Source organism: Sulfitobacter sp. IGS-18 (assembly GCF_059628195.1).
In genome coordinates this window covers 1,972,379-1,998,184 of the sequence record NZ_CM184556.1, presented here as the reverse complement: position 1 = coordinate 1,998,184, position 25,806 = coordinate 1,972,379, and the positions used below count along the sequence as shown (strand labels likewise).

General features: G+C 62.8%; 25 protein-coding genes and 1 tRNA gene. 14 read left to right on the top strand and 12 right to left on the bottom strand.

Translation table 11 applies throughout. The features are described 5' to 3' along the window. Positions 1-22: 22 nt before the first annotated feature. Positions 23-481, top strand: a complete 459-nt coding sequence (locus ACWNZ3_RS09625) for a GNAT family N-acetyltransferase (protein WP_496899819.1) — start codon at positions 23-25, stop codon at positions 479-481. Between the two features lie 24 nt (positions 482-505). On the opposite strand, the gene ACWNZ3_RS09620 is transcribed toward ACWNZ3_RS09625, so the two are convergent. The 4 genes from ACWNZ3_RS09620 to ACWNZ3_RS09605 are packed head-to-tail and all read right to left on the bottom strand — an operon-like array spanning position 506 to position 4,748. Further along, positions 506-1,714 carry a beta-ketoacyl-[acyl-carrier-protein] synthase family protein gene (locus ACWNZ3_RS09620; RefSeq protein WP_269366216.1) on the bottom strand — a complete coding sequence of 403 codons (1,209 nt, stop codon included), beginning with the start codon at positions 1,712-1,714 and terminating at the stop codon, positions 506-508. A gap of 6 nt (positions 1,715-1,720) precedes the next feature. After that, the gene (locus ACWNZ3_RS09615) at positions 1,721-1,978 is read right to left on the bottom strand and encodes an acyl carrier protein (protein WP_496899818.1); all 258 of its coding nucleotides are present in this window, start codon (positions 1,976-1,978) and stop codon (positions 1,721-1,723) included. Between the two features lie 32 nt (positions 1,979-2,010). Further along, a complete protein-coding gene (gene lpxD, locus ACWNZ3_RS09610; RefSeq protein ID WP_496899817.1) occupies positions 2,011-3,102 on the bottom strand; it encodes a UDP-3-O-(3-hydroxymyristoyl)glucosamine N-acyltransferase in 1,092 nt (363 codons plus the stop codon). A gap of 32 nt (positions 3,103-3,134) precedes the next feature. After that, a complete protein-coding gene (locus ACWNZ3_RS09605; protein WP_496899816.1) occupies positions 3,135-4,748 on the bottom strand; it encodes a L,D-transpeptidase family protein in 1,614 nt (537 codons plus the stop codon). Between the two features lie 315 nt (positions 4,749-5,063). Here ACWNZ3_RS09605 and mepK point away from each other — a divergent pair, with 315 nt between their 5' ends. The 7 genes from mepK (at position 5,064) to ACWNZ3_RS09570 (ending at position 11,304) form a co-directional block, all read left to right on the top strand. Next, positions 5,064-5,633, top strand: a complete 570-nt coding sequence (gene mepK / locus ACWNZ3_RS09600) for a peptidoglycan L,D-endopeptidase MepK (protein ID WP_269366325.1) — start codon at positions 5,064-5,066, stop codon at positions 5,631-5,633. 167 nt (positions 5,634-5,800) lie between these two features. Beyond that, entirely contained in the window at positions 5,801-7,462 is a 1,662-nt protein-coding gene (locus ACWNZ3_RS09595; RefSeq protein WP_496899815.1) for a phosphoethanolamine transferase, read from the top strand. Continuing rightward, on the top strand, positions 7,459-7,863 hold the full coding sequence (locus ACWNZ3_RS09590; protein ID WP_269366224.1) for a diacylglycerol kinase: 405 nt from the start codon (positions 7,459-7,461) through the stop codon (positions 7,861-7,863). The genes ACWNZ3_RS09595 and ACWNZ3_RS09590 overlap by 4 nt, the downstream gene beginning before the upstream one ends. Before the next feature lie 10 nt (positions 7,864-7,873). Then, positions 7,874-8,566, top strand: coding sequence for a phosphatidylserine decarboxylase (locus ACWNZ3_RS09585; RefSeq protein WP_274576595.1), 693 nt, complete (start codon positions 7,874-7,876; stop codon positions 8,564-8,566). Then, positions 8,563-9,327 carry a CDP-alcohol phosphatidyltransferase family protein gene (locus ACWNZ3_RS09580; RefSeq protein WP_496899814.1) on the top strand — a complete coding sequence of 255 codons (765 nt, stop codon included), beginning with the start codon at positions 8,563-8,565 and terminating at the stop codon, positions 9,325-9,327. The genes ACWNZ3_RS09585 and ACWNZ3_RS09580 overlap by 4 nt, the downstream gene beginning before the upstream one ends. Then, positions 9,308-9,964 (top strand): response regulator transcription factor, encoded by a 657-nt coding sequence (locus tag ACWNZ3_RS09575; protein WP_269366228.1) that lies wholly within the window; start codon positions 9,308-9,310, stop codon positions 9,962-9,964. Before ACWNZ3_RS09580 ends, ACWNZ3_RS09575 begins: the two co-directional genes overlap by 20 nt. Beyond that, positions 9,955-11,304 carry a sensor histidine kinase gene (locus ACWNZ3_RS09570; protein WP_496899813.1) on the top strand — a complete coding sequence of 450 codons (1,350 nt, stop codon included), beginning with the start codon at positions 9,955-9,957 and terminating at the stop codon, positions 11,302-11,304. The genes ACWNZ3_RS09575 and ACWNZ3_RS09570 overlap by 10 nt, the downstream gene beginning before the upstream one ends. Positions 11,305-11,773: 469 nt before the next feature. On the opposite strand, the gene ACWNZ3_RS09565 is transcribed toward ACWNZ3_RS09570, so the two are convergent. After that, the gene (locus tag ACWNZ3_RS09565) at positions 11,774-12,376 is read right to left on the bottom strand and encodes a helix-turn-helix domain-containing protein (protein WP_496899812.1); all 603 of its coding nucleotides are present in this window, start codon (positions 12,374-12,376) and stop codon (positions 11,774-11,776) included. Between the two features lie 98 nt (positions 12,377-12,474). Between ACWNZ3_RS09565 and ACWNZ3_RS09560 the strand changes: the two genes are divergently transcribed. The 6 genes from ACWNZ3_RS09560 to ACWNZ3_RS09535 all read left to right on the top strand — a co-directional run bounded on the left by ACWNZ3_RS09560 (position 12,475) and on the right by ACWNZ3_RS09535 (position 18,151). After that, positions 12,475-13,680 carry a substrate-binding domain-containing protein gene (locus tag ACWNZ3_RS09560; RefSeq protein WP_269366233.1) on the top strand — a complete coding sequence of 402 codons (1,206 nt, stop codon included), beginning with the start codon at positions 12,475-12,477 and terminating at the stop codon, positions 13,678-13,680. A gap of 69 nt (positions 13,681-13,749) precedes the next feature. Continuing rightward, a complete protein-coding gene (locus tag ACWNZ3_RS09555) occupies positions 13,750-14,517 on the top strand; it encodes an ABC transporter ATP-binding protein (protein WP_496899811.1) in 768 nt (255 codons plus the stop codon). After that, positions 14,514-15,218, top strand: coding sequence for an ABC transporter ATP-binding protein (locus ACWNZ3_RS09550; RefSeq protein ID WP_274576587.1), 705 nt, complete (start codon positions 14,514-14,516; stop codon positions 15,216-15,218). Before ACWNZ3_RS09555 ends, ACWNZ3_RS09550 begins: the two co-directional genes overlap by 4 nt. Further along, a complete protein-coding gene (locus ACWNZ3_RS09545) occupies positions 15,218-16,207 on the top strand; it encodes a branched-chain amino acid ABC transporter permease (protein ID WP_496901896.1) in 990 nt (329 codons plus the stop codon). Before ACWNZ3_RS09550 ends, ACWNZ3_RS09545 begins: the two co-directional genes overlap by 1 nt. Before the next feature lie 10 nt (positions 16,208-16,217). Beyond that, positions 16,218-17,285: a branched-chain amino acid ABC transporter permease gene (locus ACWNZ3_RS09540; protein WP_496899810.1), complete on the top strand. Its 1,068-nt coding sequence runs from the start codon at positions 16,218-16,220 to the stop codon at positions 17,283-17,285. Continuing rightward, complete coding sequence (locus ACWNZ3_RS09535; RefSeq protein ID WP_496899809.1) at positions 17,282-18,151, top strand: alpha/beta fold hydrolase; 870 nt, start codon at positions 17,282-17,284, stop codon at positions 18,149-18,151. Before ACWNZ3_RS09540 ends, ACWNZ3_RS09535 begins: the two co-directional genes overlap by 4 nt. Before the next feature lie 462 nt (positions 18,152-18,613). Here the strand turns inward: ACWNZ3_RS09535 and ACWNZ3_RS09530 are convergent. The 7 genes from ACWNZ3_RS09530 to ACWNZ3_RS09500 all read right to left on the bottom strand — a co-directional run bounded on the left by ACWNZ3_RS09530 (position 18,614) and on the right by ACWNZ3_RS09500 (position 25,796). After that, positions 18,614-18,703, bottom strand: a tRNA-Ser gene (locus tag ACWNZ3_RS09530). Between the two features lie 71 nt (positions 18,704-18,774). Beyond that, positions 18,775-19,494, bottom strand: coding sequence for an alanyl-tRNA editing protein (locus tag ACWNZ3_RS09525; protein ID WP_496899808.1), 720 nt, complete (start codon positions 19,492-19,494; stop codon positions 18,775-18,777). Next, complete coding sequence (locus ACWNZ3_RS09520) at positions 19,491-21,941, bottom strand: DUF3772 domain-containing protein (RefSeq protein WP_496899807.1); 2,451 nt, start codon at positions 21,939-21,941, stop codon at positions 19,491-19,493. The genes ACWNZ3_RS09525 and ACWNZ3_RS09520 overlap by 4 nt, the downstream gene beginning before the upstream one ends. Continuing rightward, on the bottom strand, positions 21,941-22,975 hold the full coding sequence (locus ACWNZ3_RS09515) for a cysteine synthase A (protein WP_274576580.1): 1,035 nt from the start codon (positions 22,973-22,975) through the stop codon (positions 21,941-21,943). The genes ACWNZ3_RS09520 and ACWNZ3_RS09515 overlap by 1 nt, the downstream gene beginning before the upstream one ends. A gap of 15 nt (positions 22,976-22,990) precedes the next feature. Beyond that, entirely contained in the window at positions 22,991-24,124 is a 1,134-nt protein-coding gene (locus tag ACWNZ3_RS09510) for an NUDIX domain-containing protein (protein ID WP_274576579.1), read from the bottom strand. A gap of 4 nt (positions 24,125-24,128) precedes the next feature. Continuing rightward, entirely contained in the window at positions 24,129-24,569 is a 441-nt protein-coding gene (locus ACWNZ3_RS09505; RefSeq protein WP_114277088.1) for a TrgA family protein, read from the bottom strand. Positions 24,570-24,584: 15 nt separating this feature from the next. Next, positions 24,585-25,796 (bottom strand): class I SAM-dependent methyltransferase, encoded by a 1,212-nt coding sequence (locus tag ACWNZ3_RS09500; protein WP_496899806.1) that lies wholly within the window; start codon positions 25,794-25,796, stop codon positions 24,585-24,587. Between the last annotated feature and the right edge of the window lie 10 nt (positions 25,797-25,806).

The following is a 25,806-nucleotide window of genomic DNA, read 5'->3' as shown; positions in this document are numbered from 1 at the left end:
CTGTTGCAGAAGGAACCATGGCATGAAGATCAGACAGGCGGAACTCCGGGATGTCCGGCAAATGAGCGACTTCCTGACCCGGTTGCGTGAACTGGGCAAGCGGCGCAACCCCAGCGATGCAGATTTCGTGCGCCGGCACTATCTTGAAGACCCCGACGGGATCCGCTGCTCAGTGGCAGAGGATGCCGATGAGACGGTTCTGGGGTTCCAGTCGCTGAAACTGGCGTGCAAGGGAAACATCTATGATGTGACCCCGGGCTGGGGCATCATCGGCACGCACATCCGCCCCGAGGCTGCGCGTCGCGGCGTGGGCCGCGCCCTGTTCAGCGCCACGCTGGAGGCCGCAAAGGCCGCGGGGCTGCAACATATCGACGCCAGCATCGCCGCCGACAACCCGGAAGGGCTGGCATATTACCAGGCCATCGGGTTCGAGACCTACCGCACACCGGACGGGCTGATCTGCAAACGATATTCGCTGTAAGCCCGGCCTTCTGGTCCTGCGGGTTCAGACCTTGCGCAGGGCCAGAACCGCATTCATGCCGCCAAAGGCAAAGGCATTGGACAGGGCCACATTGACCTTGGCCTCCCGCGCCGTGTTTGGCACCACATCCAGGGCGCATTCCGGGTCGGGTTCTTCATAACCGATGGTAGGGGCGATCACCCCGTCGCGCAGGGCCATGATGCAGGCCAGCAGTTCCACTGCACCGGTGCCGCCGATCAGGTGACCATGCATCGACTTGGTGGAGGAAATCATCAGCTTGTCCGCCTGCGGACCGAAAGTATCGGCCACCGCCGCGCATTCGGTCTTGTCATTGGCCGCCGTCCCGGTGCCATGCGCGTTGATATAGCCGACCTCTTCTCGGTTGATCCGGCCATCCTCCAGGGCACCCGCAATCGCACGGGCGGCACCGGCCTTTGACGGCATCACGATGTCGCTCGCGTCCGAGGTCATGGCAAAGCCGATGACTTCGCAAAGGATCTCGGCACCGCGTTTGCGGGCATGTTCCATTTCCTCAAAGACAAAGATGCCGGCCCCCTCGCCCTGCACCATGCCGTTGCGATTGGCCGAGAACGGGCGGCAGGCGTCGCGGCTCATGACGCGCAGCCCTTCCCAGGCCTTGACCCCGCCAAAGCACAACATCGATTCCGATCCGCCGGTGATCATCGCCGGGGCCATGCCCGAGCGCACCATGGCAAAGGCCTGCGCCATCGCGTGGTTGGAGGAGGCACAGGCGGTGGAAACGGTAAAGGACGGCCCCTTGAGGTTCCATTCCATGCTGACATGGGAGGCGGCGGCATTGTTCATCAGCTTGGGCACGACAAAGGGATGCACCCGGTTCTTGCCCTCTTCATAAACGGCACGGTAATTGTCGTCCCAGGTCGACACGCCGCCGCCGGCCGTGCCCAGCACAACGCCTGCCTTGGCGGATAATTCACCCGAAAACGTCAGCCCGGATTGCTCGATGGCCTCACGGGCTGCGGCCAGGGTAAACAAGGTGAACCGGTCATAAAGCGATATCTGCTGCCGGTTGTACCGGCCTTCGGCGTCAAAGCCGCGCACCTGCCCGCCGATCTGGATCTGCAGGCGCTCCACGTCGCGGAAGGACAACGGACCAATGCCGCAAACGCCTTCGCGCATCGCTTCCAGAGTATCGGGTACATTGTGGCCAAGGGCGTTGATGGTGCCGGCGCCGGTGATGACGACACGTTTCATGTCATCTCAGCCCTGTTCGGCCTTGAGCCGTTCGATCCCTGCGATGATCGTGGCCACCGACGAGATGTCGAAATCCGAAGCGTCGGGATCATTGGCGTTGAAGGGAATGGAGATATCAAAGGCTTCCTCGATGGCGAAAATGCTTTCCACCAGCCCCATGCTGTCAATGCCGAGATCCTCTGGCGTGCTCTCCGGCGTCACATCCTGCGGTTCCAACATGGCCTGTTCCGCGATGATGGCGATGACCTGATCCTTGATGTCCATGACGTTCTTCCCATCCAATGCACGGGGATGCTTTAGCCATCCTGAGACGATTTGGAAACCATCTTTCTCAGCGCGGCGACGTCGCGCAGCAACCTGGGCAGACGGCGCAGCGCCTTGTAGATTTCCATCTGATTTTCCATCTGCGTGGCGGGATAGCCCAGCATCGTGCGGCCGGCGGGCACATTCGACAGTGCCTTGGTTGCGGCCCCCAGAATCACGCGGTCCCCGATAAAGATATTGTCGCTGACGCCTGATTGACCGCCCAGAACCACGTTGTTGCCGATCACCGAAGACCCGGCAACGCCAACCTGGGCGCAGATCAGCGTGTCATTGCCCACAACCACGTTGTGGCCAATCTGGATCTGGCTGTCCAGCTTGGTGCCATTGCCGATCCTCGTGTCGCGGATGGTGCCGCTGTCCACGGTGGTGTTCATGCCGATTTCCACATCATCGCCGATGGTCACAGCCCCCAGCGAATGGATGCGCGCCCAGGCCTGCGGTTTGGCATCACCCTGGTCGCCCAGCGTCTTGCGGGCGTTTTCCACGGCACTTGGCTCAGGTGTCACAAAGGAAAATCCGTCGCCGCCGATCCGCACCCCCGGCTGCGCGATGAACCGCGCGCCGATCCGCACCCTTGCGCCAATGCTGACCTGTTCGCGCAGAAAACAGTCGGGGCCCAGGTGCGCGTCCCGGCCGATGAAACACTGCGGGCCGATCACGGAGCCTGCGCCAATCCGCGCGCCTGCGCTGATCACCGCCAGCGGGCCCACGCTGACCCCCTCGCCCAGTTCGGCCCTGTCGTCGATGATGGCGGCTGGATGGATCCCGGTGGCAAAGCCCTGCCCCTGATCCAGCATCCGGGTCAGGCCGGACATGGCAAAGCGCGGTCGGTCCGGCAGGACGGCAGCGCGCAGCCCCATCGCCTGCCAGTCGGCACCGGGCCAGAGCATGGCGGCACGCGCCTGCCCCTGCGCCAGCATTTCGGCATATTTCGGGGTGGAGGCCATGGCCAGGTCATCCGGCCCCGCGCTGGCAGGTTCCGCCGCGCGGGTGATCACCAGATCCAGATCACCTTCGGCCCGCGCGCCGATGCTGTCGGCTATTTCCCTGACCGTATGGCCCATGCGTTCACCCCCTGCGTGATGCAGGGCCAGAGTTAACCCTGAACGCCGCCCAAGACCACCCCCGCATTGGCAAGCGCATTCCAGATCTTGGCGTCCCGGCCATAGATGTCGGCCCGGTATTCGGTATGGCCACGCGCATTGGTAACGGCTGTGCGGTAGATGATATGCACCGGCACCGGCTGCTCCAGCTTGACCTTGGTTTCCGCGCCGGTGCGCAGCACACGCTGGAAATCCCCCTCGGGATCGTCCGACTGCCGCGCCAGCAGCGCATAGGCGAAATCGAACGGGTCCGCGAGGCGGATGCAACCGTGGCTGAAGGCGCGCACGTCGCGGGCAAAGAGGCTCTTGGCCGGCGTGTCATGCAGGTAGATGTTGTACTTGTTGGGGAACATGAACTTGACCAGACCAAGCGCATTGGAACGGCTGGGCGGCTGGCGCATGGAATAGGGAAAGTTCCGCGCCGTGTAGCGCGAGAAATTGACCGCGCCGCGGTTGACCCTGCGGCCCCTGCTGTCGGTGATGATGATGTGGCTTGCCGCGTTCGGATTGCGGCGCAGCGCGGGCAGATATTCATTTGTCACGATGGAGCGCGGGACATACCAGCTGGGGTTCACCACCATATGTTCCATCATGTCGGAGAATTCAGGTGTCGGGCGGTCCCCCTGATTGGCGCCGACAACCGAACGGGTCTCGAAGGTCACCACACCGTCGTCGATGATCTTGGCGGTGAAGTCGGGCAGGTTCACCAGGATGTGACGCTTGCCGCGCTCGGTGTTGAACCAGCGTTCACGCTCAAGCGCCACCAGCACGGATTGCAGACGTGTCTCCACATCCACGTTGATCTGCTTGAGGGTTTCGCCCCCGACGACGCCATCGTCGTTCAGCCCATGGTCGATCTGGAACTGCTTGACTGCGTCGGTCATGGCCTGGTCAAAGGTCCGCCCGTTGTTGCGCTCAAGATAGTCCATCGCGATCAGCCGGTTGCGCAGGGCAATCACCGCAGGTCCGGTTGCGCCGCGTTCCAGCTTGCTGGCCGCAACCTGAGGGCCCCAGCCCCCCTGCGCCAGCAGTTTTTCCATCACCACCTTTTCCTTGAGCAGGGCGTTGTATTCCATGCTGCGCGGCGGCAGCGCCCGGAAGAAGGCGGCGGGTTTGGAGATGGCGATGCCCGAAAGATAGGCACCACGGTCGCGATAGGGAATCTCGCGTACGATGCGGCTGTCGATCCGCTTGGGGTTCAGAACACCGGTCTGGATGTCACGGGCATAGGTCAGGAAAACCTTGCTCATCTCGACTTCGGCAAGGCCCCGGTCGCGGGGCGAGCGCACGCTGCTCAGCCGGGCCAGAAGCGCTGCGGGATCGTAGCGTGCCACCGGCAGCCCGTGAGAGGCGGCGGATTGGATCGCGCGCATCAGTTCGGCGCGACGGGCGCGGCTGGCATCGTCGGCAGCGGTCCAGATCGGGGTATAGGATGTGTTTCGGTAGAATTCTGCGATATCAGCATCATCGGCGGCGGCCTCTGCCACGGCCTGCTTGAATGCGGTGACCTGCGCCTGAACCGGCCGGACCAGCCCGAAACCGGTGATCACAATCGCAAGCGCCGCGATCAGCAATGTGCGGCGGCTGCCCGTAAAATATCGCGTCATGAATACCCCCTGAAAATATGAACATACAGCGGATTCAGTTTTCGGGGCTTGCCGCGGAACTGTCCATTCACATTTGTAACAGGTGGTGAATCTGTCGCCCATATGATGCGAAAAAGGCACCTGCGGCCCGTGGCGTCAGAACCACATAATCAAAAAATGCGCAAAATTTCGCCTAAAATTGCGGATAGCGGGAACCTTATGGATTCAGCCCTTGGTAATGAAAATTCACTATGCAATAACGATGTTGCATCTGGGGAAGAGATGAACGGCCCATGTAACATCATGGCCACAGGCAGAGACGACGGGACAGAGATCATGACAGGCATCAGCTCTTCGGGTATGACCCGGCGCGCCCTCCTTGGCGCATTCGCAGCAACTGCGGTAGCATCAGCACCAACATATTCAAATGCGGCAGGTTTCCTGCGCGGTGGCGGGGATATCCGGCGCATTCGCATGTATTCCGGGCGCACCGGTGAACGCATCGACATGATCTACTGGATCGAAGGTGAGTACATCAAGGACGCGGTGCAGGAGATCACCTATTTCATGCGCGACTGGCGCAATGACCTGGTCAAGAACATCGACCTGCGCACCGTCGACATCATGGCGGCATCGCACAACCTGCTGGACGTGAACGAACCCTACATGCTGCTGTCCGGCTACCGCAGCCCCCAGACAAACGCGATGCTGCGCTCTCGCTCGCGCGGGGTGGCAAAGAATTCGCTGCACATGCGCGGCCAGGCTGCCGATCTGCGGCTTGCCTCCCGGTCGGTCAACCAGATGGCCAAGGCGGCGATGGCCTGCCACGGTGGCGGCGTCGGGCGTTATTCCGGCTCCAACTTCGTCCATATGGATTGCGGCCAGGTCCGCAGCTGGGGCGGCTGACCCCGACAAGCCCCCCTTCCCGTCCGATCTGCAAAGCGCCCTCTGGGGCGTTTTTTGTATTTTGGCGCAACGCATTGCCTTGATCCGACGTCAGGACGCAGTTCGTAAGGTTCGCGTAAGGTTGCACTGGTCAAGACCGCAGGGAACAACAATGCGGACAACACTTCATGACCCTTTCCCGAACGGATACTTTGCGCAGCGCATGGGCAAAGCGCCCCGAATTTACCCCGCTGGGGCTGAGCCTTGTGACGGCGATCTTTGTCTTTGCGGTGCATAACGCGACCTTCTGGCGGATCGGATCGGATGTCTTTGCCGGGCATATGCTGTCCTTTGCGGGGTTCATCGCGGCGGTCTTCTGCCTCGCGCTGGCGGTGCAAAGTGTGTTTTCCTTTCCTTACGTGGTCAAACCATTCCTCGCATTTGTCCTGATCCTGGGGGCTGTGACCTCCTATTACATGGACCAGCTTGGGGTGATCATAGACCGCGACATGATCCAGAATGTCATGGTGACCACGGTCACGGAATCGAAACACCTGATCACGGCGGGGTTTGTCACCCACGTGGGTCTGACCGGCATCCTGCCCGCGCTGGCGCTTTTCGCCATTAGGATCAAGCGGCAGAGCCTGCTTCGCACCGTGGCATTGCCCGCTGTCTGCTTTGCCCTGACGCTGGCGCTTTGTGCCGGGTTCCTGATGGCTGACCTGAAATCCTATGCCGCCGTCTTTCGCGAACGCAAAGACCTGATGAGCAGCTTCCAGCCCTTCGCGCCGATGGTTGGCGCCATCCGCTATGCGCGGATGATCTCTGCCACCGCCGATGTCACGGTGCAGCCGATCGGGGAAGACGCCCATCGCGGACCATCCTATGAGGGCAGCCGCAAACCGGTGCTCACCATCGTCGTGGCGGGCGAGACCGCAAGGGCGCATAATTTCGGGCTGAACGGATATGAAAGGGATACCACCCCGATGCTGGGCGGGCGGGATGTGATCAACTTTGCCAATGTCTCCTCCTGCGGGACGGCAACGGCTGTCTCCCTGCCCTGCATGTTCTCCCGCTTCACGCGGCAGGAATATTCCTATGAAAAGGGTGTCTCGCATCAGAACGTGCTGGATGTGCTGGACCACGCCGGTCTGCATGTCGAATGGTGGGACAACAACACCGGCGACAAGGGGCTGGCCCGCCGTCTGAAAAGCCGCAGCTTTACCAACACCGAAAATGCCGAATTCTGCGCCTCGGGCGAATGCATGGACGGGATATTCATGCAGGCGCTCGAAGGCTTTGCCGACACGATCACCGAAGATACCGTTCTGGTCCTGCACCAGATCGGCAGCCATGGTCCCACCTATTACCTGCGATATCCGGAGGCATTCGAACGGTTCAAACCGGCCTGCCGCACGGCAGAGTTCAAGGAATGCACGGCGGCGGAAATCACCAACGCCTATGACAATACCATCGCCTATACCGACGCCGTGCTGGCCCGCACCATCGACCTGCTGGACCAGAAATCCAACCTGAACACTGCGCTGATCTATGTCTCCGACCATGGCGAATCGCTGGGAGAATCTGGCCTTTACCTGCACGGGTCGCCCTATTTCATGGCACCTGCCTATCAAACCACGGTGCCGATGGTCCTGTGGATGTCGGAGGGGTTCAAGACGCAGTTCAATCTGGATGACGCCTGCCTGTCACAGCACGCCGATGTTGCCCTGTCGCATGACAACCTCTTCCACTCCCTGCTGGGGATGCTGGACATCTCGACGCGCGAGCGTGACCCGGCGCTGGACATTTTCGCCCCCTGCCACAGATCGCAACGGGTGGCGCAGAAATGACGGTCGCCCCCCCGAATTCGCCCCGTCCGAAACCACCACGCGTCACCGGGCTGCCGCATCTTTGGGCGGCGGCGGGCTATTCCTGCGCCGGGCTCCGCAGGCTCTGGCAAGAGACGGCGTTCCGGCATATCGTGCTTGCTCTGCTTTTGGGATTCGGGCTTTTGGCCATCGCTGGGGCCGAAATGACGGATTACGCGATTCTGCTGATCCTGTTTTTCTGCCTGATCGCCACTGAGGCGCTTAACACGGCGGTCGAATGCATTGTCGATCATCTAGCCCCCGACTGGGCCGCGTTTGCGCGCGATGCCAAGGATCTGGGGTCACTGGCGACGATGTGTCTGCTCTGTGCCAACGGCGTTTTCCTGGGCGCGGTGCTGCTGCGCTCTTTCGTTGGAGAGTGAGAGAGAGCCGATGAACATGCTCAAGATCGTGGCCGTGCCGATGCACCGTGAAGGCCGGAAATTCGTGGCGGTATTTGCCGCGATCACAGTGGTGCTGGGGCTGGTCTGGCAGCCGTTGTTCTGGCTAGGGGTCGGGGCAACTGTCTGGTGTTATTACTTTTTCCGTGATCCGGTGCGGGTGATCCCGCAGCAGGAGGGCCTGGTGATATCGCCAGCCGATGGCGTTGTGTCCCTGATCGAGGATGTGGTGCCCAGTGCCGATCTGGCGCTGGGGTCCGAACCGCTGACGCGGGTGTCGGTCTTCATGAATGTATTCAACTGCCATGTGAACCGCGCGCCCGTGGCCGGTAAGGTGACCAATATCGTCTACCGTCATGGCAAGTTCCTGAACGCCTCGCTGGACAAGGCAAGCGAAGACAACGAACGCAATTCCCTGACCATCGAAACGCCCGATGGCGCGCTGATCGGCGTTGTGCAGATTGCGGGCCTTGTTGCGCGGCGGATCGTCTGTTTCGTCAAGGAGGGTGACGGGCTTGGCACCGGGCACCGCTTTGGCCTGATCCGCTTTGGCAGCCGGCTGGATGTCTATCTGCCGCGGGGCGTGCAGCCGCTGGTTGCCGTGGGCCAGACCGCCGTTGCGGGTGAAACCATCCTCGCTGATCTCAAGGGCGATGCCGCTGCGCGTATCGGCATCGCCGAGTGACGCAGCGCAACCGGATCAAGCTGCGCCATGTGGTGCCCAGCATCGTCACCGTCTTTGCGATCTGCTCGGGCATGACCGCCATTCGCATGACGCTTGAAGGGCGGCTTGAAACCGGTCTGGCTTTTGTCCTGTTGGCGGTGTTTCTGGATGCGGCGGATGGCAAGCTGGCGCGCTTTCTCGACAGTGCCAGCCCCTTTGGCGCGGAACTGGACACGCTGGCGGACTTTTTCAACTTCGGCATCGTGCCGGGGGTGCTGATCTATCACACCCTCTATCTGGGCACGCCGCTGGCCAGCCTTGGCTGGCTGTCGATCCTGGTGCTGGCGGTCTGCTGCGCCCTTCGGCTGGCGCGGTTCAACCTGTCCATGCGTGCCAGCGGGGTCACGCTGAAAACGGAGAGCTATTTCGTCGGCATACCGGCCCCGGCGCTGGCCTGTCTGGCGCTGATGCCCGTTTTCATGGAGCTTTACGGCTGGCAGAACACCGATCTGCCGGTGCTGCGGTCGGGCTATATCATCTGTATCGGCCTGCTGGCGATCAGCACGATCCCGACGTTTTCCATCAAACATGCTTCGATCCGCCGCAGCCATCTGCCCTTCGTGATGGTGGCGGCGGTGGTGCTGGTGGTCTGCCTGCTGGTCTATCCCTGGCCCACCCTGATCCTGGCAGATTGCGTCTATCTGCTGTCGCTGCCATTCTCGTACCGGGCCCATAAGAAGCATTGCAAGGTGTCGCCGGAACATGCGCATTCTGCTGATTGAAGACGAGGCGGCGCTGGCTGGCCCCCTGGTGGAACACCTGGCCGCCGACCGGCATCTGGTGGAATGGTTCGACACGATCGTCGATGCGGAAAGCGCGGAACGTGCCAGCCCCTTTGACGTCATCCTGCTTGACCTGCAACTGCCGGATGGCGACGGGCTGAGCTTTCTGAAATCCCTGCGCGACCGGCGGGTTCACACCCCGGTGCTGATCCTGTCTGCGCGCGACAAGGTTTCCGACCGGATCAAGGGGCTGAACCTTGGCGCCGATGATTATGTGATCAAGCCCTTTGACCTGGATGAGGTCAAGGCGCGCATCCATACCATCTGCCGCCGGGGTGAGGAGACCCTTGCACAGGTCGTCGTCCTTGGTGATCTGTCGATCAACCTGGCCGAGCACAGCGTCAGGCGTGCCGATGTGCCCCTGCGGCTGACCACGCGGGAATGGCAGATCCTTGAAACCCTCGTGCGGCGCAGGGCTGCCGTGGTTCCGCGCGAAAGCCTCGAGGCCGCGCTCTATGCCTTTGGCGAAGAGGTCGAGAGCAACGCGCTGGAGGCGCATATCAGCCGGTTGCGCGCCAAGCTGGGCAAAGACGTCATCGTGACCCATCGCGGCCTGGGCTATGCGCTATGCCCCTGATCCCGCCGCGTCACAGCCTGCTGCGCAGCCTTCTGACGGCACTTGCGCTGCCCGGCATCGTTGCGGTTCTGATTGGCTGCGTCATCGTCTACAGCCTGGTGAAAGAGGAATACGACGAGCTGCTGGACCTGTCGCTGTCAAACAAGGCACAGCTGTTGTTGCAGATCAGGGAGCTGTCGGGGACGCAGGCCAATGCCAGCTTTGAGGAAACCGGCCTTGCCCCGGAAGAAAGGGTGCGCTTCTGGTTTCTGGATGCCGATGGTGCGGTGACGGACAGGTCCGCGCTGGCCGAACCCCTTGCCTTTTCCACGGCCGAGCTGCCACCGAAGCGGATCACCAGCCTGAACGGCTTCCGGGTGATCCTGCTGGCATCCGACGTGGTGCCGGGGCTGCGCATCGTCGTGGCGGAGCCGCTGGTCGAACGCAACGAGGCGCTTTTCGATGTCATGTCGGCGGTGGTACTGGGTTTTTTCCTGCTGGGCGGCCTGTCCTATGCCGCGGCCTATCTCTCGGTGCGCCGCTCGGCCGGGATGGTGACGGCGCTGAGCGCGGATATCGCCCGCAAGAGCGAACACGACCTGTCGCCGATCAGCCGCAAACATGCCTTTGCGGAGATTGAACCGGCCATCAACACGCTGGACCGGCTGATGGCGCGCCTTGACACCGCGCTGGAGGCGGAACGGGCCTTTGCCACAAATGCGGCCCATGAGCTGCGCACCCCGGTCGCCATCGCGATGGCCCAGGCGCAGCGCCTGAAGGCCATGGCCCGGGACCCGGCACTGTCCGCGCGGGCGGGCGAGATCGAGACCGGCCTGAAACGTCTGGTCCGGTTGATCGAACGGCTGCTGCAAATGTCGCGGGCGCAATCGGGTCTGGGCCGGAATGCCCCGGTGACAGACATCGCGCCGGTCATCGACATGCTGCTGCGCGAATTGCGCGGAAGCGTGGCAGAGTCGGACAAGCTGATCCTGCAGCCAACCACCGCCCCCTGGCCCTGCCGCCTTGACCCCGATGCCCTGGGGATCATCCTGAACAACCTGTTCGACAATGCGCTGAAACACGGGTCCGGCCCCGTCACGGTCAATGCTGCCACGCCGGGGCAGATCGCGATTGCCAATGAGTGTGACAGGCTCAGCGCGGCGGAAGTCGAGATGATCAAGCGCCGCTTTGGCCGCCGCGCGCCCACAACCGAAGGGTTCGGGCTGGGCCTGACCATCGTTCAGGAGCTGTGCAGCCAGTCAGGATGCGGCTTTGATATCCGCTCGCCCCGCCCCGGCTCCGACTCCGGTGTGCTGGTTACGGTGACCTTTCCTGTCGAATGTCGCGACCCTTTGACTTGATGCCGCTGAATTTGCTGAATCCTATCAAGGGGCCGCGTCACGCAATATTTTCCCAAACGTCACGCATTTCTGACCTAAAGCGGCCCTTCGAAACGGCTTTGTGCAATGGCCGCTGAGCGGGACGGATTTGCCGTTCGCAACAAAACCCCAAGCAGCGCATCGATGGGCCGTGGTGCGGCGATCCGACCGTCGTGACTGGCACTTAATGGCAGCCAAGCACTTCCAAGTTATCCGTAGCACACGACAGCAGCCAAATCGCCGTGCCAGGGGACGGCCCGGCGATGCGCGGCGGCCTGCGGCCTTGATTCCGCGCTTGGTAAAGCGGAAAGGGCTCGGAATTGACGTTTGCTGCGCTCGGTACGAAGGTCCGGTTTTCCATTTTGGGTCAGTTGATCACGGATAGGCCAATTTCGTCTGACGTCTGACCTACCCGCCGCGGAAAACCCCGGCCTGAGGGCACCGGACCCCGCTATTGATCAGATGTGGACACCACATGGTCCCCGTCGATGCCGCCCATGGAATGGAACAGCCCGCTGGTGTTGTTGACCCCGAACTTGCGCAAGAGCTTGGCCCGGTAGACCTCAACCGTGCGGTGCGAGATTTCGAGGTTGAGGGCGATTTCCTTGCTGGTCAGCCCCTCGGAGAGATAGCTCAGGATCTCGCGCTCGCGGCGGGTGAGCGGGAAATAGGGGCGCTCCGCGCTGAGGTCCGCAAAGCTCCAGACGGCGCGGGCCAGCGGGTCGTCGGGGGTAAAGGAATGGCCCCGGACCCGGCACCAGAACAAGGTCCCGTCCTTGCGCGCCATGATCCGTTCATCCCAGTAGCGGTTGGTCTCGCGCAGCTGTTTGACACCCCGGTCGCGGATGTTCACGAATTCCGCATCCGTCGGATAGAGAATGGCAAAAACCTGGTTTTCGAGCTCTTCGGGGGCATAGCCGAACATCTCGCCAAAGGCGATGTTGCACTGGCGGATCACCCGGTCCTCCGTCACCACCAGACCCACCGGCGCATAGCAAAAGGCAAGATCGGCAAAGCGGCCCTGCTCATAGCTGTCGTCAATAGGTATTTCCACGATCTTGCCCCGGTTCCGGTTATCCTGAATGCTGTAAAATACGTAAACGACGGGTCAGGATCGCACAACAGCGACCGCCGCCGATATGGGAGGATACCATGAAGACATTTACGCGGTTCGCCGCCACCATTGCCACGTCGATCACCCTGGCGGGTGCGGCCTGGGCGCAGGAAGATCCGATCAAGATCGCCCTGATCCACGGCCTGTCCGGTTCCAGCTTTGAAGCCTTTTCCAAACAGGCCCAGACCGGGTTCGAGCTGGGTCTCGAATATGCCACCAAGGGCACCAACGAGGTCAAGGGCCGCCCGATCGAGGTCATCATCAAGGACACCCAGTTCAAGCCTGACGTGGCCCGCGCCGTTCTGGCCGAAGCCTATGGCGATGACGAGGTGCTGCTAGCGGTTGGTGCCACATCCTCGGGCGTGACACAGGCGATGTTGCCGATTGCCGAGGAATACGAAAAGATCCTGATCGTGGAACCCGCCGTGGCCGACAGCCTCACCGGGCCCGACAGCAACCGCTACGTGTTCAAGACCTCGCGCAACTCGTCGATGGACATGCAGGCGCAGGCGCTGGCGCTCCAGCCCGACGAAAACCTCTATGTCGCCACATTGGCAGAGGATTATGCCTTTGGCCGCGACGGGATCACCGCGTTCAAGGCAGCGCTTGACGGTTCGGGCGCAACCGTGGTGACAGAGGAATACGTGCCCCAGGGCACCGCCGATTTCACCGCCGCGACGGAACGCATGTTCAATGCGCTGAAGGACAAGGAAGGGCGCAAGGTCATCCTCGTCTATATCGCCGGGGGCGGTGACGCGCCGGGCAAGATCAAGGCCCTGGACCCCGACCGTTACGGCATCGAGATTTCCATGGGCGGTCACATCCTGCCGGTGCTGCCGACCTACAAGCGGTTCCCCGGTCTGGAAGGCGCGGTCTATTACTACTACGAGGCCTATGACAACGACGTGAACAAGTGGCTGGTGGACACCCATCAGGAGCGTTTCGACGGGCCGCCGGACTTTTTCACCGCCGGGGGCATGGCCGCAGCGCTGGCCGTGGTGAAGGCGCTGGAAACCGCCGAAAGCTACGAGACCGAAGACCTGATCACGGCCATGGAAGGCATGTCCTGGGACACGCCCAAGGGCGAGATGACCTTCCGCCCCGAAGACCACCAGGCGCTGCAATCCATGGTGCACTTCAAGATCCGCGTGGATGACGATGTGGCATGGGCGATCCCCGATCTGGTCCGCATCATCGAAGCGGACGAGATGGATATCCCCATCGGCCGCGACAACAGCCAGTAAGCCCGCAAGAACGCAAGGCTGAACCGGTCCGCCATTCCGGCGGGCCGGAGCTTCCCAAGGATTGCCCAAATGCCCTCCCCGTCCCTGTCCACCCGTGACCTGACGATCCGTTTCGGCGGCCATGTCGCGGTCAACGCCGTCACCTGCGATTTCCATCCGGGCGAGACCACCGTGATCGTGGGCCCGAACGGCGCAGGCAAGACGACCTATTTCAACCTGATCTCCGGCCAACTGGCCGCCAGCGCCGGGAGCGTCGAGAAATCGGGCGAGGATATCACCCGCCTTTCCCCCTCCGCCCGCGCCGGGCGCGGCATCGGCCGCGCCTTCCAGCTGACCAACCTCTTTCCGCAGCTCAGCGTGCTGGAAAACATCCGCCTTGCGGTTCAGGCCCGCGCCGGCGCGGGCTGGAGCCTGCTGCGCCCTGCCCTGTCCCGCCATGACCTGATCGAAAGTGCCGAACATTATCTGGCCGCTGCCCAGCTGACCGACCGCGCGGCAATGCCCGCCGCCAGCCTGCCCCATGGCGATCAGCGCAAGCTGGAGGTTGCGCTGCTGATGGCGATGGAGCCCGATATCTACATGTTCGATGAACCCACCGCCGGCATGTCGCTGGATCAGGCCCCCGCCGTGCTGGAGCTGATCGCGAAAATCAAATCCGACCCGACCAAGACCGTGCTGCTGGTGGAACACAAGATGGATGTGGTCCGCGCGCTGGCCGACCGCATCATCGTGCTGCACAACGGCGAGCTGCTGGCCGATGGCGCGCCCGGTGAGGTCATGCAAAGCCAGATCGTGCGCGACGTCTATCTTGGCACCGCAACGGAGGAGACCGCATGACCCTGCTGTCCCTGCAAAACATGAAAACCCAGATCGGGCAGTATCATGTGCTGCACGACGTTACCTTCGACGTGCCACAGGGCGGTGTCTTTGTCCTGCTGGGCCGCAATGGCGCGGGCAAGACGACCACGCTGCGTTCCATCATGGGGCTGTGGCAGCCGCAGCCCGGTTCCGTCATGTTCAAGGGGCAGGACATCTCGCGCCTCGCCACCGCCGACATCGCGCGGCTTGGTATCGCCTATGTGCCCGAAAACATGGGTATCTTTGGTGGCCTCACCGTCGAGGAGAACCTGGTGCTTGCCACCGCGAAGGGGCGTTTCGACCAGACCCGCCTGCAACGCATCTACACGCTGTTCCCCGCGCTGGAGAAATTCTGGACCAAACAGGCCTGGTCCCTGTCGGGTGGGCAGAAACAGATGCTGGCCGTGGCGCGGGCGATCATCGAACCGCGCGACCTGATCCTGATCGACGAGCCGACCAAGGGGCTGGCCCCCTCCATCGTTGCGGCCATGGGCGAGGCCTTTCGCGAGATTGCGCAGGATACGACGATCCTGCTGGTCGAACAGAATTTCAACTTTGCCCGCAGCCTCGGGCGCGACATGGCGGTGGTCGACGACGGCCGCGTGGTGCACCGGGGCAGCATGGCAGATTTTGCCGCCGACACCGACCTGCAGGGTCAACTACTGGGGCTTTCCGCATGATGAACAAAGTTTCCGAGACGCTGGGCCGGCTGGGCGGCGTGAACCTGTTGCCGCTGGCGCTGGCTGCCGTCGCCTTCGTGCTGATCGGCGCGCCCTCGTCCTGGGTGACGCTGACCGTGGCGGGGCTGTCGATGGGCATGATGGTGTTTCTCATGGCCTCCGGCCTGTCGCTGGTCTTTGGCCTGATGGACGTGCTGAACTTCGGGCATTCCGCCTTTATCAGCTTTGGTGCCTTTGTCGCGGCCACGGTGCTGGCGGCCCTCTCCACCTGGCTTGATGGCGGCTGGGTGCTCGCCTCCGCCGCGCTGGCGCTGGCGCTGCTGGCGGCCATCGCCTTTGGCCTTGCTGCCGGGCTGTTCTTCGAGACGGTGATCATCCGCCCCGTCTACCGCGACCACCTGCGCCAGATCCTGATCACCATGGGCGCGCTGATCGTCAGCGAACAGATCATCCTTGCGGTCTGGGGCGGCACCCCGGTCAGCGTGCCGCGGCCCGCGTTCCTTGAGGGTGCCTGGATCGTCGGGGATGTCAGCATGGAGATCTACCGCCTCTTTGCCGTGGGCCTTGGCGCGGCGGTCTTTGTCGGGCTGATGGTGCTGCTGAACCGCACCCGCATCGGCCTGCTGATCCGCGCAGGCGTGGAAAACCGCGAAATGGTCGAGGCGCTGGGGTTCAAGATCAACCGCCTGTTCATCGGTGTCTTCATGCTGGGCAGCGCGCTGGCGGCCCTGGGCGGCGCGATGTGGGCAGGATACGAGACACTGATCACCCCGGCACTGGGGGGCGAGATGATGATCGTCGTCTTCATCGTTGTGATCATCGGCGGCCTCGGCTCCATCGAAGGCACCTTGCTGGGCGCGATCATCGTGGGGCTGACAGCCAATTACATCGGCTATCTCGCGCCCAAGCTGGCGCTGGCGTCGAACATGATCCTGATGATGGCGATCCTGATGTGGCGGCCCAGCGGGCTGCGCCCGGCGGTGAAGTGAGGGACAAGATATGAAACCGACCTATGGCACCATCGCCGTCAAATCCGCGATGCTGGTGATCGCAGCCCTGCTGCTCTTCGCACCCTTCCTGTTCCAGGACATCCGCGCGCTGGAAGTCGCGGCGCGGATCTGCATCTTTATCGTGCTGGTGGCCAGCTATGACCTGCTGATCGGCTATACCGGGATCGTCAGCTTTGCCCATACGATGTTCTTCGGCTTTGGCGCCTATGGATCAGCCATCGCGCTGAAACAGATGGGACCGGGCTGGGAGTCGGTGGCGCTGGGCACGCTGGCGGGTGTCGCGCTGTCACTGATCGTTGCGACCGCCATCGGGTTGATCAGCCTGCGGGTCAAGGCGATCTTCTTTGCCATGATCACCCTCGCCGCGGCTTCCGTCGTGCTGGTGCTGGCCTCGCAGCTCAGCCAGATCACCGGCGGCGAGGATGGCATCACCTACCGCACGCCCGAGTTGTTCAAGACCGCGACCAAGCTGGCGGTGGACGAAGACGGCAAGGTGCTGCGCTGGTTCGGGGTGAAACTGAACGGCAAGCTTGCGGCCTATTACTTTGTCTTCGTCACCTCGCTGGTGCTGTTCCTGGTGATGCTGCGCATCACCGTCTCGCCGCTGGGCACAGTGCTGAAGGCAATCCGCGAGAATGAGGCACGGGCCGAGGCCATCGGCTACCGCGTGGTCGCCTACCGTACATTTGTCTTCTGCCTGTCGGCGGTTGTGGCCTCGCTGGCCGGGTCCGTCTATGCGGTCTGGCTGAAATACACCGGCCCGGACACCGCCCTGTCCTTTGCGATCATGATCGACATCCTGCTGATGGTGGTGATCGGCGGCATGGGCACCATGTGGGGCGCGGTGATCGGGGCGTCACTGATGGTGATGGCGCAATATTACCTGCGCGACCTGATGGGGGCAGCATCGGAAGCGACCGCCGCCTTCCCGCTGCTGCCAGAGCTTCTGGCCCCCGACCGCTGGCTGTTCTGGCTGGGGATCATCTTTATCCTGCTGGTCTATTTCTTTCCCAGGGGGATTGCGGGCACCCTGATGGCGCGGGGACAGCGGGCATGACCACGCCCCGCTTCGGCTTTGTCCCGGTGATGGATCACGAGGTCCATGTCACCGAATGGGGGAACCCCGGCAACCCGGCGCTGATCATGATGCACGGGCTGGCCCGCACCGGCCGCGACTTTGACGAACTCGCCGCCGCCATGTCCGACCACTATCATGTGCTTTGCCCCGACATGATCGGCCGCGGCCGGTCCAGCTGGGCCTCCGCGCCGGGGGCGGAATATTCGATCGAGTATTTCGCGGGCATCACCTGCGATCTGATGGACCACTACGGGATGGAAAGTGCCGATTGGCTCGGCACCTCCATGGGCGGCCAGATCGGCATCTACCTCGCCTCGGGCAAGGATGCGGGGCGGATCAGCAGGCTGATCATCAACGATATCGGCCCCGAGGTGCCAGACACCGCGCTGGAGCGGATCATGTCCTATGTCGGCGCACCGCCGCATTTTGCCGGGTACAGGCAGGCCGAGACCTGGTTGCGCAGCGCCTATGCCCCCTTTGGCCCTGCGGATGACAGCTTCTGGCACCGGATGGCGCGCACCTCCCTGCGGCGGCGGTCGGACGGGCGGCTGACCCTGCATTATGACCCCGCCATCCTGCGGCAGTTCACCGATTCCCCGCAGGAAATGACCGCCTGGGACCGCTGGGCACGGATCACCGTCCCCACCCATGTCTTTGGCGGGGCACGGTCAGACCTGATGACCCCCGGTATCCTCGACCGGATGCGCCAGAGCGGCCCGAAACCGGCGGTCACCCTGCTGCAGGACTGCGGCCATGCGCCATCCCTGTCCCGCCCGCAGGACATCGAGGCGTTTCGCGACGTGCTGGGGGGGATGGGTGCCGCATCGCGAGCAAAAGCGACTTGAACCAGCGGCATCTCTGAACCTGGTCTGCGGCCCGTGACAGGGGCTTCCGACGCAAACCGGACCTTATGCGCGGGAGGAGCGAGTGGCCGCTATGCGGGACTTAGTTGCCATCAAACATGAGCACCCAGGCCCGGAACAAGCCGAAGGCGCCGGGCCATCGCCTGCCCGCCGGTCGGGTAGGCGATTTGGTGAGGCTGGGTGTTCCCATGATAGGGCTCATCAATGCTGAGAAATAAAGTGGCATGAGCCAAGGTCAGTATCGCCCACCCCGGGCAAGCGCTGGCCCGGCTTGCGCCTTGCGTCACTTCGGGCTCAAAACCGCCATTTGCTGCGCCATACATGAACGTCCGCATTGCGCGCTGTTTGGCCGCGTTGGATCAGCAAGACGCCTCCGAAATAACGAAGGGCAGCGTATTCGTCAGAATGTAGCAGAATGCGCCTGTATGGGACGTGGGGGGCAAATGGCGGAGAGACAGGGATTCGAACCCTGGAGACGGTCTCCCGCCTACACACTTTCCAGGCGTGCGCCTTCGACCACTCGGCCACCTCTCCGTGAGGGGCGGTTTAACGTGGGGGGCACATGAGGTGCAAGAGGGAAAATGGCGCTTTTGCGCCGCCTTCCCTCAGCTTTCGAGATGCAGGTGGATCCGGCGGTTCTGGCGGCCCTGCTTTTCGATCCGGCCCAGCCGCAGCGCGCCGATCTCTCCGGTGCGGGCCACATGGGTGCCGCCGCAGGGCTGCAGGTCGATCGGGCCGCCGGGCGCGCCGATGCGCACCAGACGGATCCGCTCCGCGCCGCGCGGTGGCTGCACCGCCATGGTCTTGACCAGATGCGGGTTGGCCTCCAGTTCGGCCCCGGTGATCCAGCCATCACTGATCACCAGATCCTCGCTGACAAAGGCGTTCAGCGCCGCGTTGATCGCCTCGCGGTCCTGGGTCATGTCCGGCATGTCAAAGTCGATGCGCCCCTGGGTCACCGAGATCTGCGCTCCCGTCACCGGATAGGGGATCACCGCCGTCAGCAGGTGCAGCGCCGTGTGCAGGCGCATGTGTCGGTGGCGGCGGTCCCAGTCCAGCACTTGCGTGACATGGGCGCCCAGCGGCGGCAGGGCCATGGCTTCGGAGGGAACCAGGATGATGTCGTCGCCCTGCCCCCTGATCGCGGTGGCCACCGGCATGCTCTGGCCGTCCCAGTTCAGCCAGCCGCTGTCACCGGGCTGTCCGCCACTGGTGGGATAGAACACCGACCGGTCCAGAATGATCCCGCCCTCTTCGGTGAGGGCTTTGACCACGGCGGGCGCATCGCGCAGATACGGGTCGTCCAGAAACAAGGGCTGCGTCATGCGGTGGTGTCATCCGGACTGTCCGCTTCGGCGATCCTGCCCTCCTCCGGCACCTCCGGCAGGTCGATGTCCTTCTCGGCAGTTTCGGTGCCTGCCACCTCGTCTGCCGCGCCCCGGCGGGGCGACAGGACTTCGGGATTGCGCAGCCAGAGATCACGCTGGGCAAAGGGAATCTCGATCCCCTCCCTGGCAAAGCGTTCGGCAATCTGGTGGTTGATCTCGTTCTTGACCACCATCATCCAGTTGACATCGCGCAGAAAGCACCTGATCTCGAACTCCAGCGCATCGGCGCCGAAGTTCATGAACAGGACATTGGGCGGCGGCGTGCCCAGCACCATCGGCTGGGCCTCGGCGATTTCGCGCAGCAGCTTGTCGACCCTGCGGGTGTCGGTGCCATAGGCCACGCCGACGGGCACGATCAGCCGCCCCACGGTATTGCCGCGGGTGTAATTGGTGACGGTGCCGGACACCAGGTCGGCATTCGGGACGATCACATCGGTTCTGTCAAAGGTCTCGATCCGGGTGGAGCGCACGGAAATGTCGCGCACATATCCCATCTGGCCGCCAACCTCGATCCAGTCGCCTTCGGAAATCGGGCGTTCGATCAGCAGGATGATGCCGGAGACAAAGTTCGACACGATGTTCTGCAGGCCGAAACCGATGCCCAGTGACAGCGCCCCCGCGACAAAGGCAAGCGAGCTGAGGTCGATCCCCGCCCCGGTGATCGCGGCCAGAGCGGCAAGGAAGATACCGAAGTACCCCAGCCCCGAGACAATGGCGTTCTGCCCGCCGATGTCGATCTTGGTCTTCGGCAGGACATTGCTGCGCAATGCCGATTGCACCAGCCGCGTCAACGCATAGCCGATGACAAAGATCACCGCGAAGCTCAGGAAATCGGTGGGTGAGATACGGGTATCGCCCACCGCAAAGCCGCGCCCGAAGGCCTGCCAGAGTTCGGTCAGTTCGGTCACCCTTGCCCCCCAGACAAGGGCCAGCACCGGCAGCGCCAGCAGCAGCAGGATCATGCCGAAGAGCACCGGCATCAGCGCGTCGCGCGCGGCCTCTCCCTGCCCGGTCAGCACGCCATAAAGCTCTGCCAGGAATCGCTGCAGCACCATCACCAGCCCCAGCAGGACCAAGGTCATGATATAGGGCGGCATCAGCGCGTCGACGGCCTTGAAATAGCCCGCTGCCAGCAGGATGGGCGACAGCCCCCCGATCACCACGGCGCCGGTGCCCAGGCCCCGCACCACCCGTCCGAATGTACTGATGCGGACCTCTGTCAGGGCATCATCCGTTGCGGCGGAAGGTTCCACATATCCCCGCAGCAGGACACCGATGCGGTAGAGCATGAGGCTGGACACCACCAGCCAGGGAAAGACCAGCACCGAGCGGCTCACCGCCGCGCTGTTGCTGTTGTCCAGGATCTGCCCGACCAGCTCGGTGATGACGATCATCACCGTGATCATGCTCACATGAAAGCGGGCTTCCTTGCGCTTGTCCTGCGACAGCAAAAGCAGCGCCTCGTCATCGTCGCGCGAAAAGGCCCGTTCAGAGACCCAGCGCACCGCCAGCATGATCCCGCCCAGAAAACTGATGACCAGCACGATATTCTCGCCCTTGGGGCCCAGCAGGTCAGAGGAGATGATCGCAAGCGCCAGGGCAATCAGCCCCGAGGCCGGCAGGAAGATGCGCAGCAGCGAGACCAAGAAACGCCAGATGCCAAAGCCGCGCGCCCCGTATTTCTGCAAGGACCGCACGATCATGTCGGCCCAGTACCGGCCCCGCAGGATCAGCACCAACCCCAGAACCGTCAGCACGACCACCACCGGCAGGTTTTCCCGCAGGGAGGACCAGGTGCGGGCATTGGCCGCTTTTGGCGATTCGTTGCGCAACCCCTCCAGGGCCGTGGTCAGATCCACAAGCGCCGGCCGCCAATAGGCCGGGTTCAGCGGCGAGGGCGTCACGGTCAGCAATTGCCGTGTCTGGCGTTCGCGCAGAATCGCATCCAGCTGCCCGACCAGGCTGTTGGCGCGGACATATTGCGTCTCGGCCCGCTGGACCGGCACCAGAAGACTGCTGAGTTCATCGTTCAGCGCCGTGCGCTGTGCGGCCACGTCCGGCGGTTCGGCTTCCGCGGTTGCCTCATCGGGGGCGGGCCCAAGTGCCGCGATCTGTTCGCGCAGGGTCTTGATCCGGGCGGCATTGATGCTGCGCGCATTGTCGAATTCACCGCGATACTCCGCGATCCTGCCGCGCATCGCCTCCAGCGTTGCATCGGTCCCGCGCTTCTGCTCGATTGCGTTTTCGGCGGACCGCGCCAGTGGCTCCCACCTGTCAAAGTTGGGAACAGCCGCACTTAACGTACTGTCCTGCGCGGAGGCCGCACCGGCGATCAGACACAGGACAATCGCCAGCCGCGTGAACAGCCGCGCAAACCGGGCCATCACAATTCCTCGAACACACCCGGAATGGATGCCGGCGCGCGGTCAAGCCAGTCGGGTGTCGGCAGACCCTTCTCACGCAGGAAGTCGGGGTTGAAGAGCTTGGACTGATAGCGCGTGCCAAAGTCGCAGAGGATCGTCACGATGGTATGGCCCGGCCCCATATCCCGCGCGAGGCGGATGGCACCGGCGACGTTCACACCGGATGATGCGCCCAGGCACAGGCCCTCGTGCTGGAGCAGGTCAAAGACCACCGGCAGGGCTTCCGCATCGGGAATGTTGTAGCTGAAATCAGGGGTGAACCCTTCGAGGTTCCTGGTGATGCGCACCTGCCCGATGCCTTCGGCGATGGAACTGCCTTCGGCGTGCAGTTCACCGGTGGTGTAATAGCTGTGCAGCGCGGCGCCGTCCGGGTCCGCCAGCGCAACCTTCACGCCCTTGGGCTGCAGCGCCATGCCGATCCCTGCCAAAGTCCCGCCGGAGCCGACCGCGCAGCAGAATCCATCGACCTTGCCGCCGGTCTGTTCCCAGATCTCGGGCCCGGTGGTTTCGATATGCGCCTGACGGTTGGCCACGTTGTCGAACTGGTTGGCCCAGATCACGCCCTCGTTGGTGCTGCGCGCCAGCTCGTTCGCCAGCCGTTCGGAATAGCGCACAAAGTTGTTGGGGTTGCGGTAGGGCGCGGCAGGCACCAGCACCAGCTCTGCCCCGGCAAGGCGCAGCATGTCCTTCTTTTCCTGGCTCTGCGTCTCGGGCATGACGATGACGGTCTTGAAGCCCATCGACGCCCCCACCAGCGCGAGGCCGATGCCGGTATTCCCGGCGGTGCCCTCGACAATGGTGCCGCCGGGCTTCAGCGTGCCGTTCTGAATCGCATCGCGGATGATATAAAGCGCCGCCCGGTCCTTGACCGACTGGCCGGGGTTCATGAATTCGGCCTTGCCGTAAATGTCACATCCGGTTTGCTCACTGGCCTTGCGCAGCTTGATAAGCGGTGTGTTCCCGATGGCCTGTGCCAGATCAGATGCAACGTGCATGAATGCCCCCAATGGTTATGTCGCCTCTGGTGTATCCGCCGTGCCTGCCAACCTCAAGCGGTCCCTGTGCCGCGCCAGCCAGAAGGCGGCAAGGCCAAGCGGCGCATTGGCCGCGCCAAAGCCCTCGACCAGGTCCATCAGATCGTCAAAGGACAGGACATGCGCGCGGATGTCCTCGCCCTCTTCGGGCAGGCCGCCGACGCCTTCGGCCGCATCTGGCAGATCCGCGATCCCGAGGAAAATATAATAGAATTCGGTGGAATTGCCGGGGCTTGCATAGACCTCTGCAATCGGTTCGATGGCCTTCAGGGTCAGGCCCGCTTCCTCCTGCGCCTCGCGGATCGCCGCCGCACGCGGGGTTTCGCCAAGGTCGATATGGCCCGCGATCGGCTCCAGCTGCCAGACCGTCCTGTCGCCCCGCGCCAGCGGCCCCATGCGCATCTGTTCGACCAGCAGCACCCGGTCGCGCAGCGGATCATAGGGCAGCAGGATCGCGGCATCCGCGGCAATGAACACCGCGCGGTCCTCCACCCCGGACATGCTGCCATCGAAACGCTCGAACCGGACCTTCATGTCATCCAGCGCAAAGAAATGCGCATAGGCGCGGTTGCGGTCCTCGATCACGGTCCTGCCGGATTTGGTGCGCGCGCCGTGGCGTGACCGGGCGGCATTCAGCCGCGACTGGGCACGTTTGCGGATCATCGGGAACATGGCGGCAACCTGATCCCGGCTGCGGCTGCCGAAATATCCCATCACCTCCCGCGCCGCTTCGCAGCTCAGCGCCGCCCAGTCACGTTCCCATTCCGTCAGCGACCACGGGCCAAACGGCGTCCAGCGCTCCGGCCCGGGCAGGTAGACTTCGGCCGTCTCCCCGTCGGCCAGCACCATCTCGACCAGATCATAGGCAAAACTGCCCTCGTAATAATCCAGCCGTGCCACGTCCTCATCGCTCAGCCCCCGCAGGATCAGCCCCTCTGCGGCGCCTTCCCTGCAAGGGCTGATCAGGGGGAACGGCCCCTCTGTCACCGCAAAGGCGGCATATCCGGGCAGGAAGGCCCGCTGCAGATCCAGCTTGTCCGCCGGACGATCCAGGACGATCTCCAGCAGGGGTTCGTGGCGCAGGGTTCCGTAGAAGAACAGGTTTCTCACGTGGTTACTTCCAATGCCTGCTGGCATATTCCGTCAACAGACCGCAGATGACCGCGCCGATGACCAAGGTCACGCCGATCTGGACCGTCGCGATGATCACCACATATTCCGCGCCGATCTGAAACACCGCCACGATGGCTTCAAAAGCGTCGTCATAGCGGTTGCGCATGGCCAGACGCACCATCTCGTTGATGGCCTGCACCCCGACACCCCAGAGCATCAGCACAAACACACCCGTCAGCCCGTTGTTGATCGCCGCCGTGGTGCCGCGCCCCGCACGCGGGCCCATCACCAGCCAGCCGCAGGCCAGACCCAGAACGATGTTCACCGGAATGAAATAGCCGAAATCGGTGCTTTCGGGCATCAGGGGCATCACCATGCCCGAGATCACATAGGCCAGGACCGCCAGAGAAGCGGCAGCAACAAGTCTTGCGGCGGTCGGCATTTTGGTCCCTTCAGATCAACCCGGTCGCCTGATCGTAATCTGCGTCACGTCACAATTGCCACTGTCAAATGTCGCAGCGCAGGATGTGAGGTAAAAATTCCACATCCGGCGAAACCGCTCGTCAAAGCCCATGGCCCTGATCTGATCCCATTTGTCGTTGAAGGCCAGGTGCCAGCGCCGCAGGGTGATGTCGTAGCTTTTGCCGAATTCCACGGATTTGTCGACAATCAGCCCTGCCTTTTCCACCTGCTCGCGCAGGATCTTGGGGCTGGGCAGCATGCCGCCCGGAAAGATGTATTTCTGGATGAAATCCACGCCGCGCTTGTAAACCGGCCAGCGGCGATGATCGACGGTGATGATCTGAAGTGTCGCGGCCTTGCCCGGTTTCAGCCGCTCGCGCAGGGTCTGGAAATAGACCGGCCAGTATTGCTCGCCCACCGCTTCGAACATCTCGATGCTGGCGATGCCGTCGTAATGGCCACGCTCATCGCGGTAATCCTGCAGCTTGAAGTCCACAAGATCGGAAAGCCCCGCCTTTTCAATGCGTTCCCTGGCATACTTGAACTGTTCCTCGCTGATGGTCAACCCGGTGACCCGCAACCCCCGCTCCTTGGCGGCATATTCGGCAAAACCACCCCAGCCACAGCCGATCTCCAGCACATGGTCGCCGGGTTTGACCCCCATCTGATCCACCATGCTCTTGTATTTCTCGGTCTGCGCCGCCTCAAGCGAGGCCTGTGCGCCCTCCTGGAACAGGGCCGATGAATAGGTCATCGTGTCATCCAGCCAAAGCGCATAGAACTCATTGCCCAGATCGTAGTGATAGCTGATGTTCTTGCGCGCCTGACCCTTGTGGTTGCGTTGCAGCCAGAAGCGGAATTTTTCAAACAGCCGCACCAGCCCCTGCCCCGGAAAGCCATCATAGACGTTCTCGTTGCCGGCATGCACAAGGTCCATGAAGGCCTGCAGATCGGGCGTGGACCAGTCGCCATCCAGATAGGCGTCGCAAAAGCCCAGGTCGCCCTCGCGGATCAGCCGCGCGAACAGATCGTCGCTGTGGATGTGCAGTTCAGCCACCGGGCCGGGATTGGCCCCTTCGGCGCGAAACACCCGGCCATCGCTCAGGTGAAAATCGCAGCGACCGTTCTGCATCTGCTGTGCCATGCCAAAGACATGGGAAAAATATCGCGGCAGGCCGGTCTGACCTTCGGTATTGGTATGGATCATGCCCACTCCA

Bases quoted from the DNA above. Each gene is read 5' to 3' on its own strand.
- ACWNZ3_RS09555 (WP_496899811.1), top strand. From the start codon at position 13,750: ATGCCCTCCCCGTCCCTGTCCACCCGTGACCTGACGATCCGTTTCGGC.
- ACWNZ3_RS09590 (WP_269366224.1), top strand. From the start codon at position 7,459: ATGACGGTCGCCCCCCCGAATTCGCCCCGTCCGAAACCACCACGCGTC.
- ACWNZ3_RS09585 (WP_274576595.1), top strand. From the start codon at position 7,874: ATGAACATGCTCAAGATCGTGGCCGTGCCGATGCACCGTGAAGGCCGG.
- lpxD (WP_496899817.1), bottom strand. From the start codon at position 3,102: ATGGGCCATACGGTCAGGGAAATAGCCGACAGCATCGGCGCGCGGGCC.
- ACWNZ3_RS09525 (WP_496899808.1), bottom strand. From the start codon at position 19,494: ATGACGCAGCCCTTGTTTCTGGACGACCCGTATCTGCGCGATGCGCCC.
- ACWNZ3_RS09615 (WP_496899818.1), bottom strand. From the start codon at position 1,978: ATGGACATCAAGGATCAGGTCATCGCCATCATCGCGGAACAGGCCATG.
- ACWNZ3_RS09570 (WP_496899813.1), top strand. From the start codon at position 9,955: ATGCCCCTGATCCCGCCGCGTCACAGCCTGCTGCGCAGCCTTCTGACG.
- ACWNZ3_RS09605 (WP_496899816.1), bottom strand. From the start codon at position 4,748: ATGACGCGATATTTTACGGGCAGCCGCCGCACATTGCTGATCGCGGCG.
- ACWNZ3_RS09520 (WP_496899807.1), bottom strand. From the start codon at position 21,941: ATGGCCCGGTTTGCGCGGCTGTTCACGCGGCTGGCGATTGTCCTGTGT.
- mepK (WP_269366325.1), top strand. From the start codon at position 5,064: ATGACAGGCATCAGCTCTTCGGGTATGACCCGGCGCGCCCTCCTTGGC.
- ACWNZ3_RS09500 (WP_496899806.1), bottom strand. From the start codon at position 25,796: ATGATCCATACCAATACCGAAGGTCAGACCGGCCTGCCGCGATATTTT.
- ACWNZ3_RS09575 (WP_269366228.1), top strand. From the start codon at position 9,308: ATGCGCATTCTGCTGATTGAAGACGAGGCGGCGCTGGCTGGCCCCCTG.
- ACWNZ3_RS09620 (WP_269366216.1), bottom strand. From the start codon at position 1,714: ATGAAACGTGTCGTCATCACCGGCGCCGGCACCATCAACGCCCTTGGC.
- ACWNZ3_RS09560 (WP_269366233.1), top strand. From the start codon at position 12,475: ATGAAGACATTTACGCGGTTCGCCGCCACCATTGCCACGTCGATCACC.
- ACWNZ3_RS09540 (WP_496899810.1), top strand. From the start codon at position 16,218: ATGAAACCGACCTATGGCACCATCGCCGTCAAATCCGCGATGCTGGTG.
- ACWNZ3_RS09515 (WP_274576580.1), bottom strand. From the start codon at position 22,975: ATGCACGTTGCATCTGATCTGGCACAGGCCATCGGGAACACACCGCTT.
- ACWNZ3_RS09595 (WP_496899815.1), top strand. From the start codon at position 5,801: ATGACCCTTTCCCGAACGGATACTTTGCGCAGCGCATGGGCAAAGCGC.
- ACWNZ3_RS09505 (WP_114277088.1), bottom strand. From the start codon at position 24,569: ATGCCGACCGCCGCAAGACTTGTTGCTGCCGCTTCTCTGGCGGTCCTG.
- ACWNZ3_RS09545 (WP_496901896.1), top strand. From the start codon at position 15,218: ATGAACAAAGTTTCCGAGACGCTGGGCCGGCTGGGCGGCGTGAACCTG.
- ACWNZ3_RS09550 (WP_274576587.1), top strand. From the start codon at position 14,514: ATGACCCTGCTGTCCCTGCAAAACATGAAAACCCAGATCGGGCAGTAT.
- ACWNZ3_RS09625 (WP_496899819.1), top strand. From the start codon at position 23: ATGAAGATCAGACAGGCGGAACTCCGGGATGTCCGGCAAATGAGCGAC.
- ACWNZ3_RS09535 (WP_496899809.1), top strand. From the start codon at position 17,282: ATGACCACGCCCCGCTTCGGCTTTGTCCCGGTGATGGATCACGAGGTC.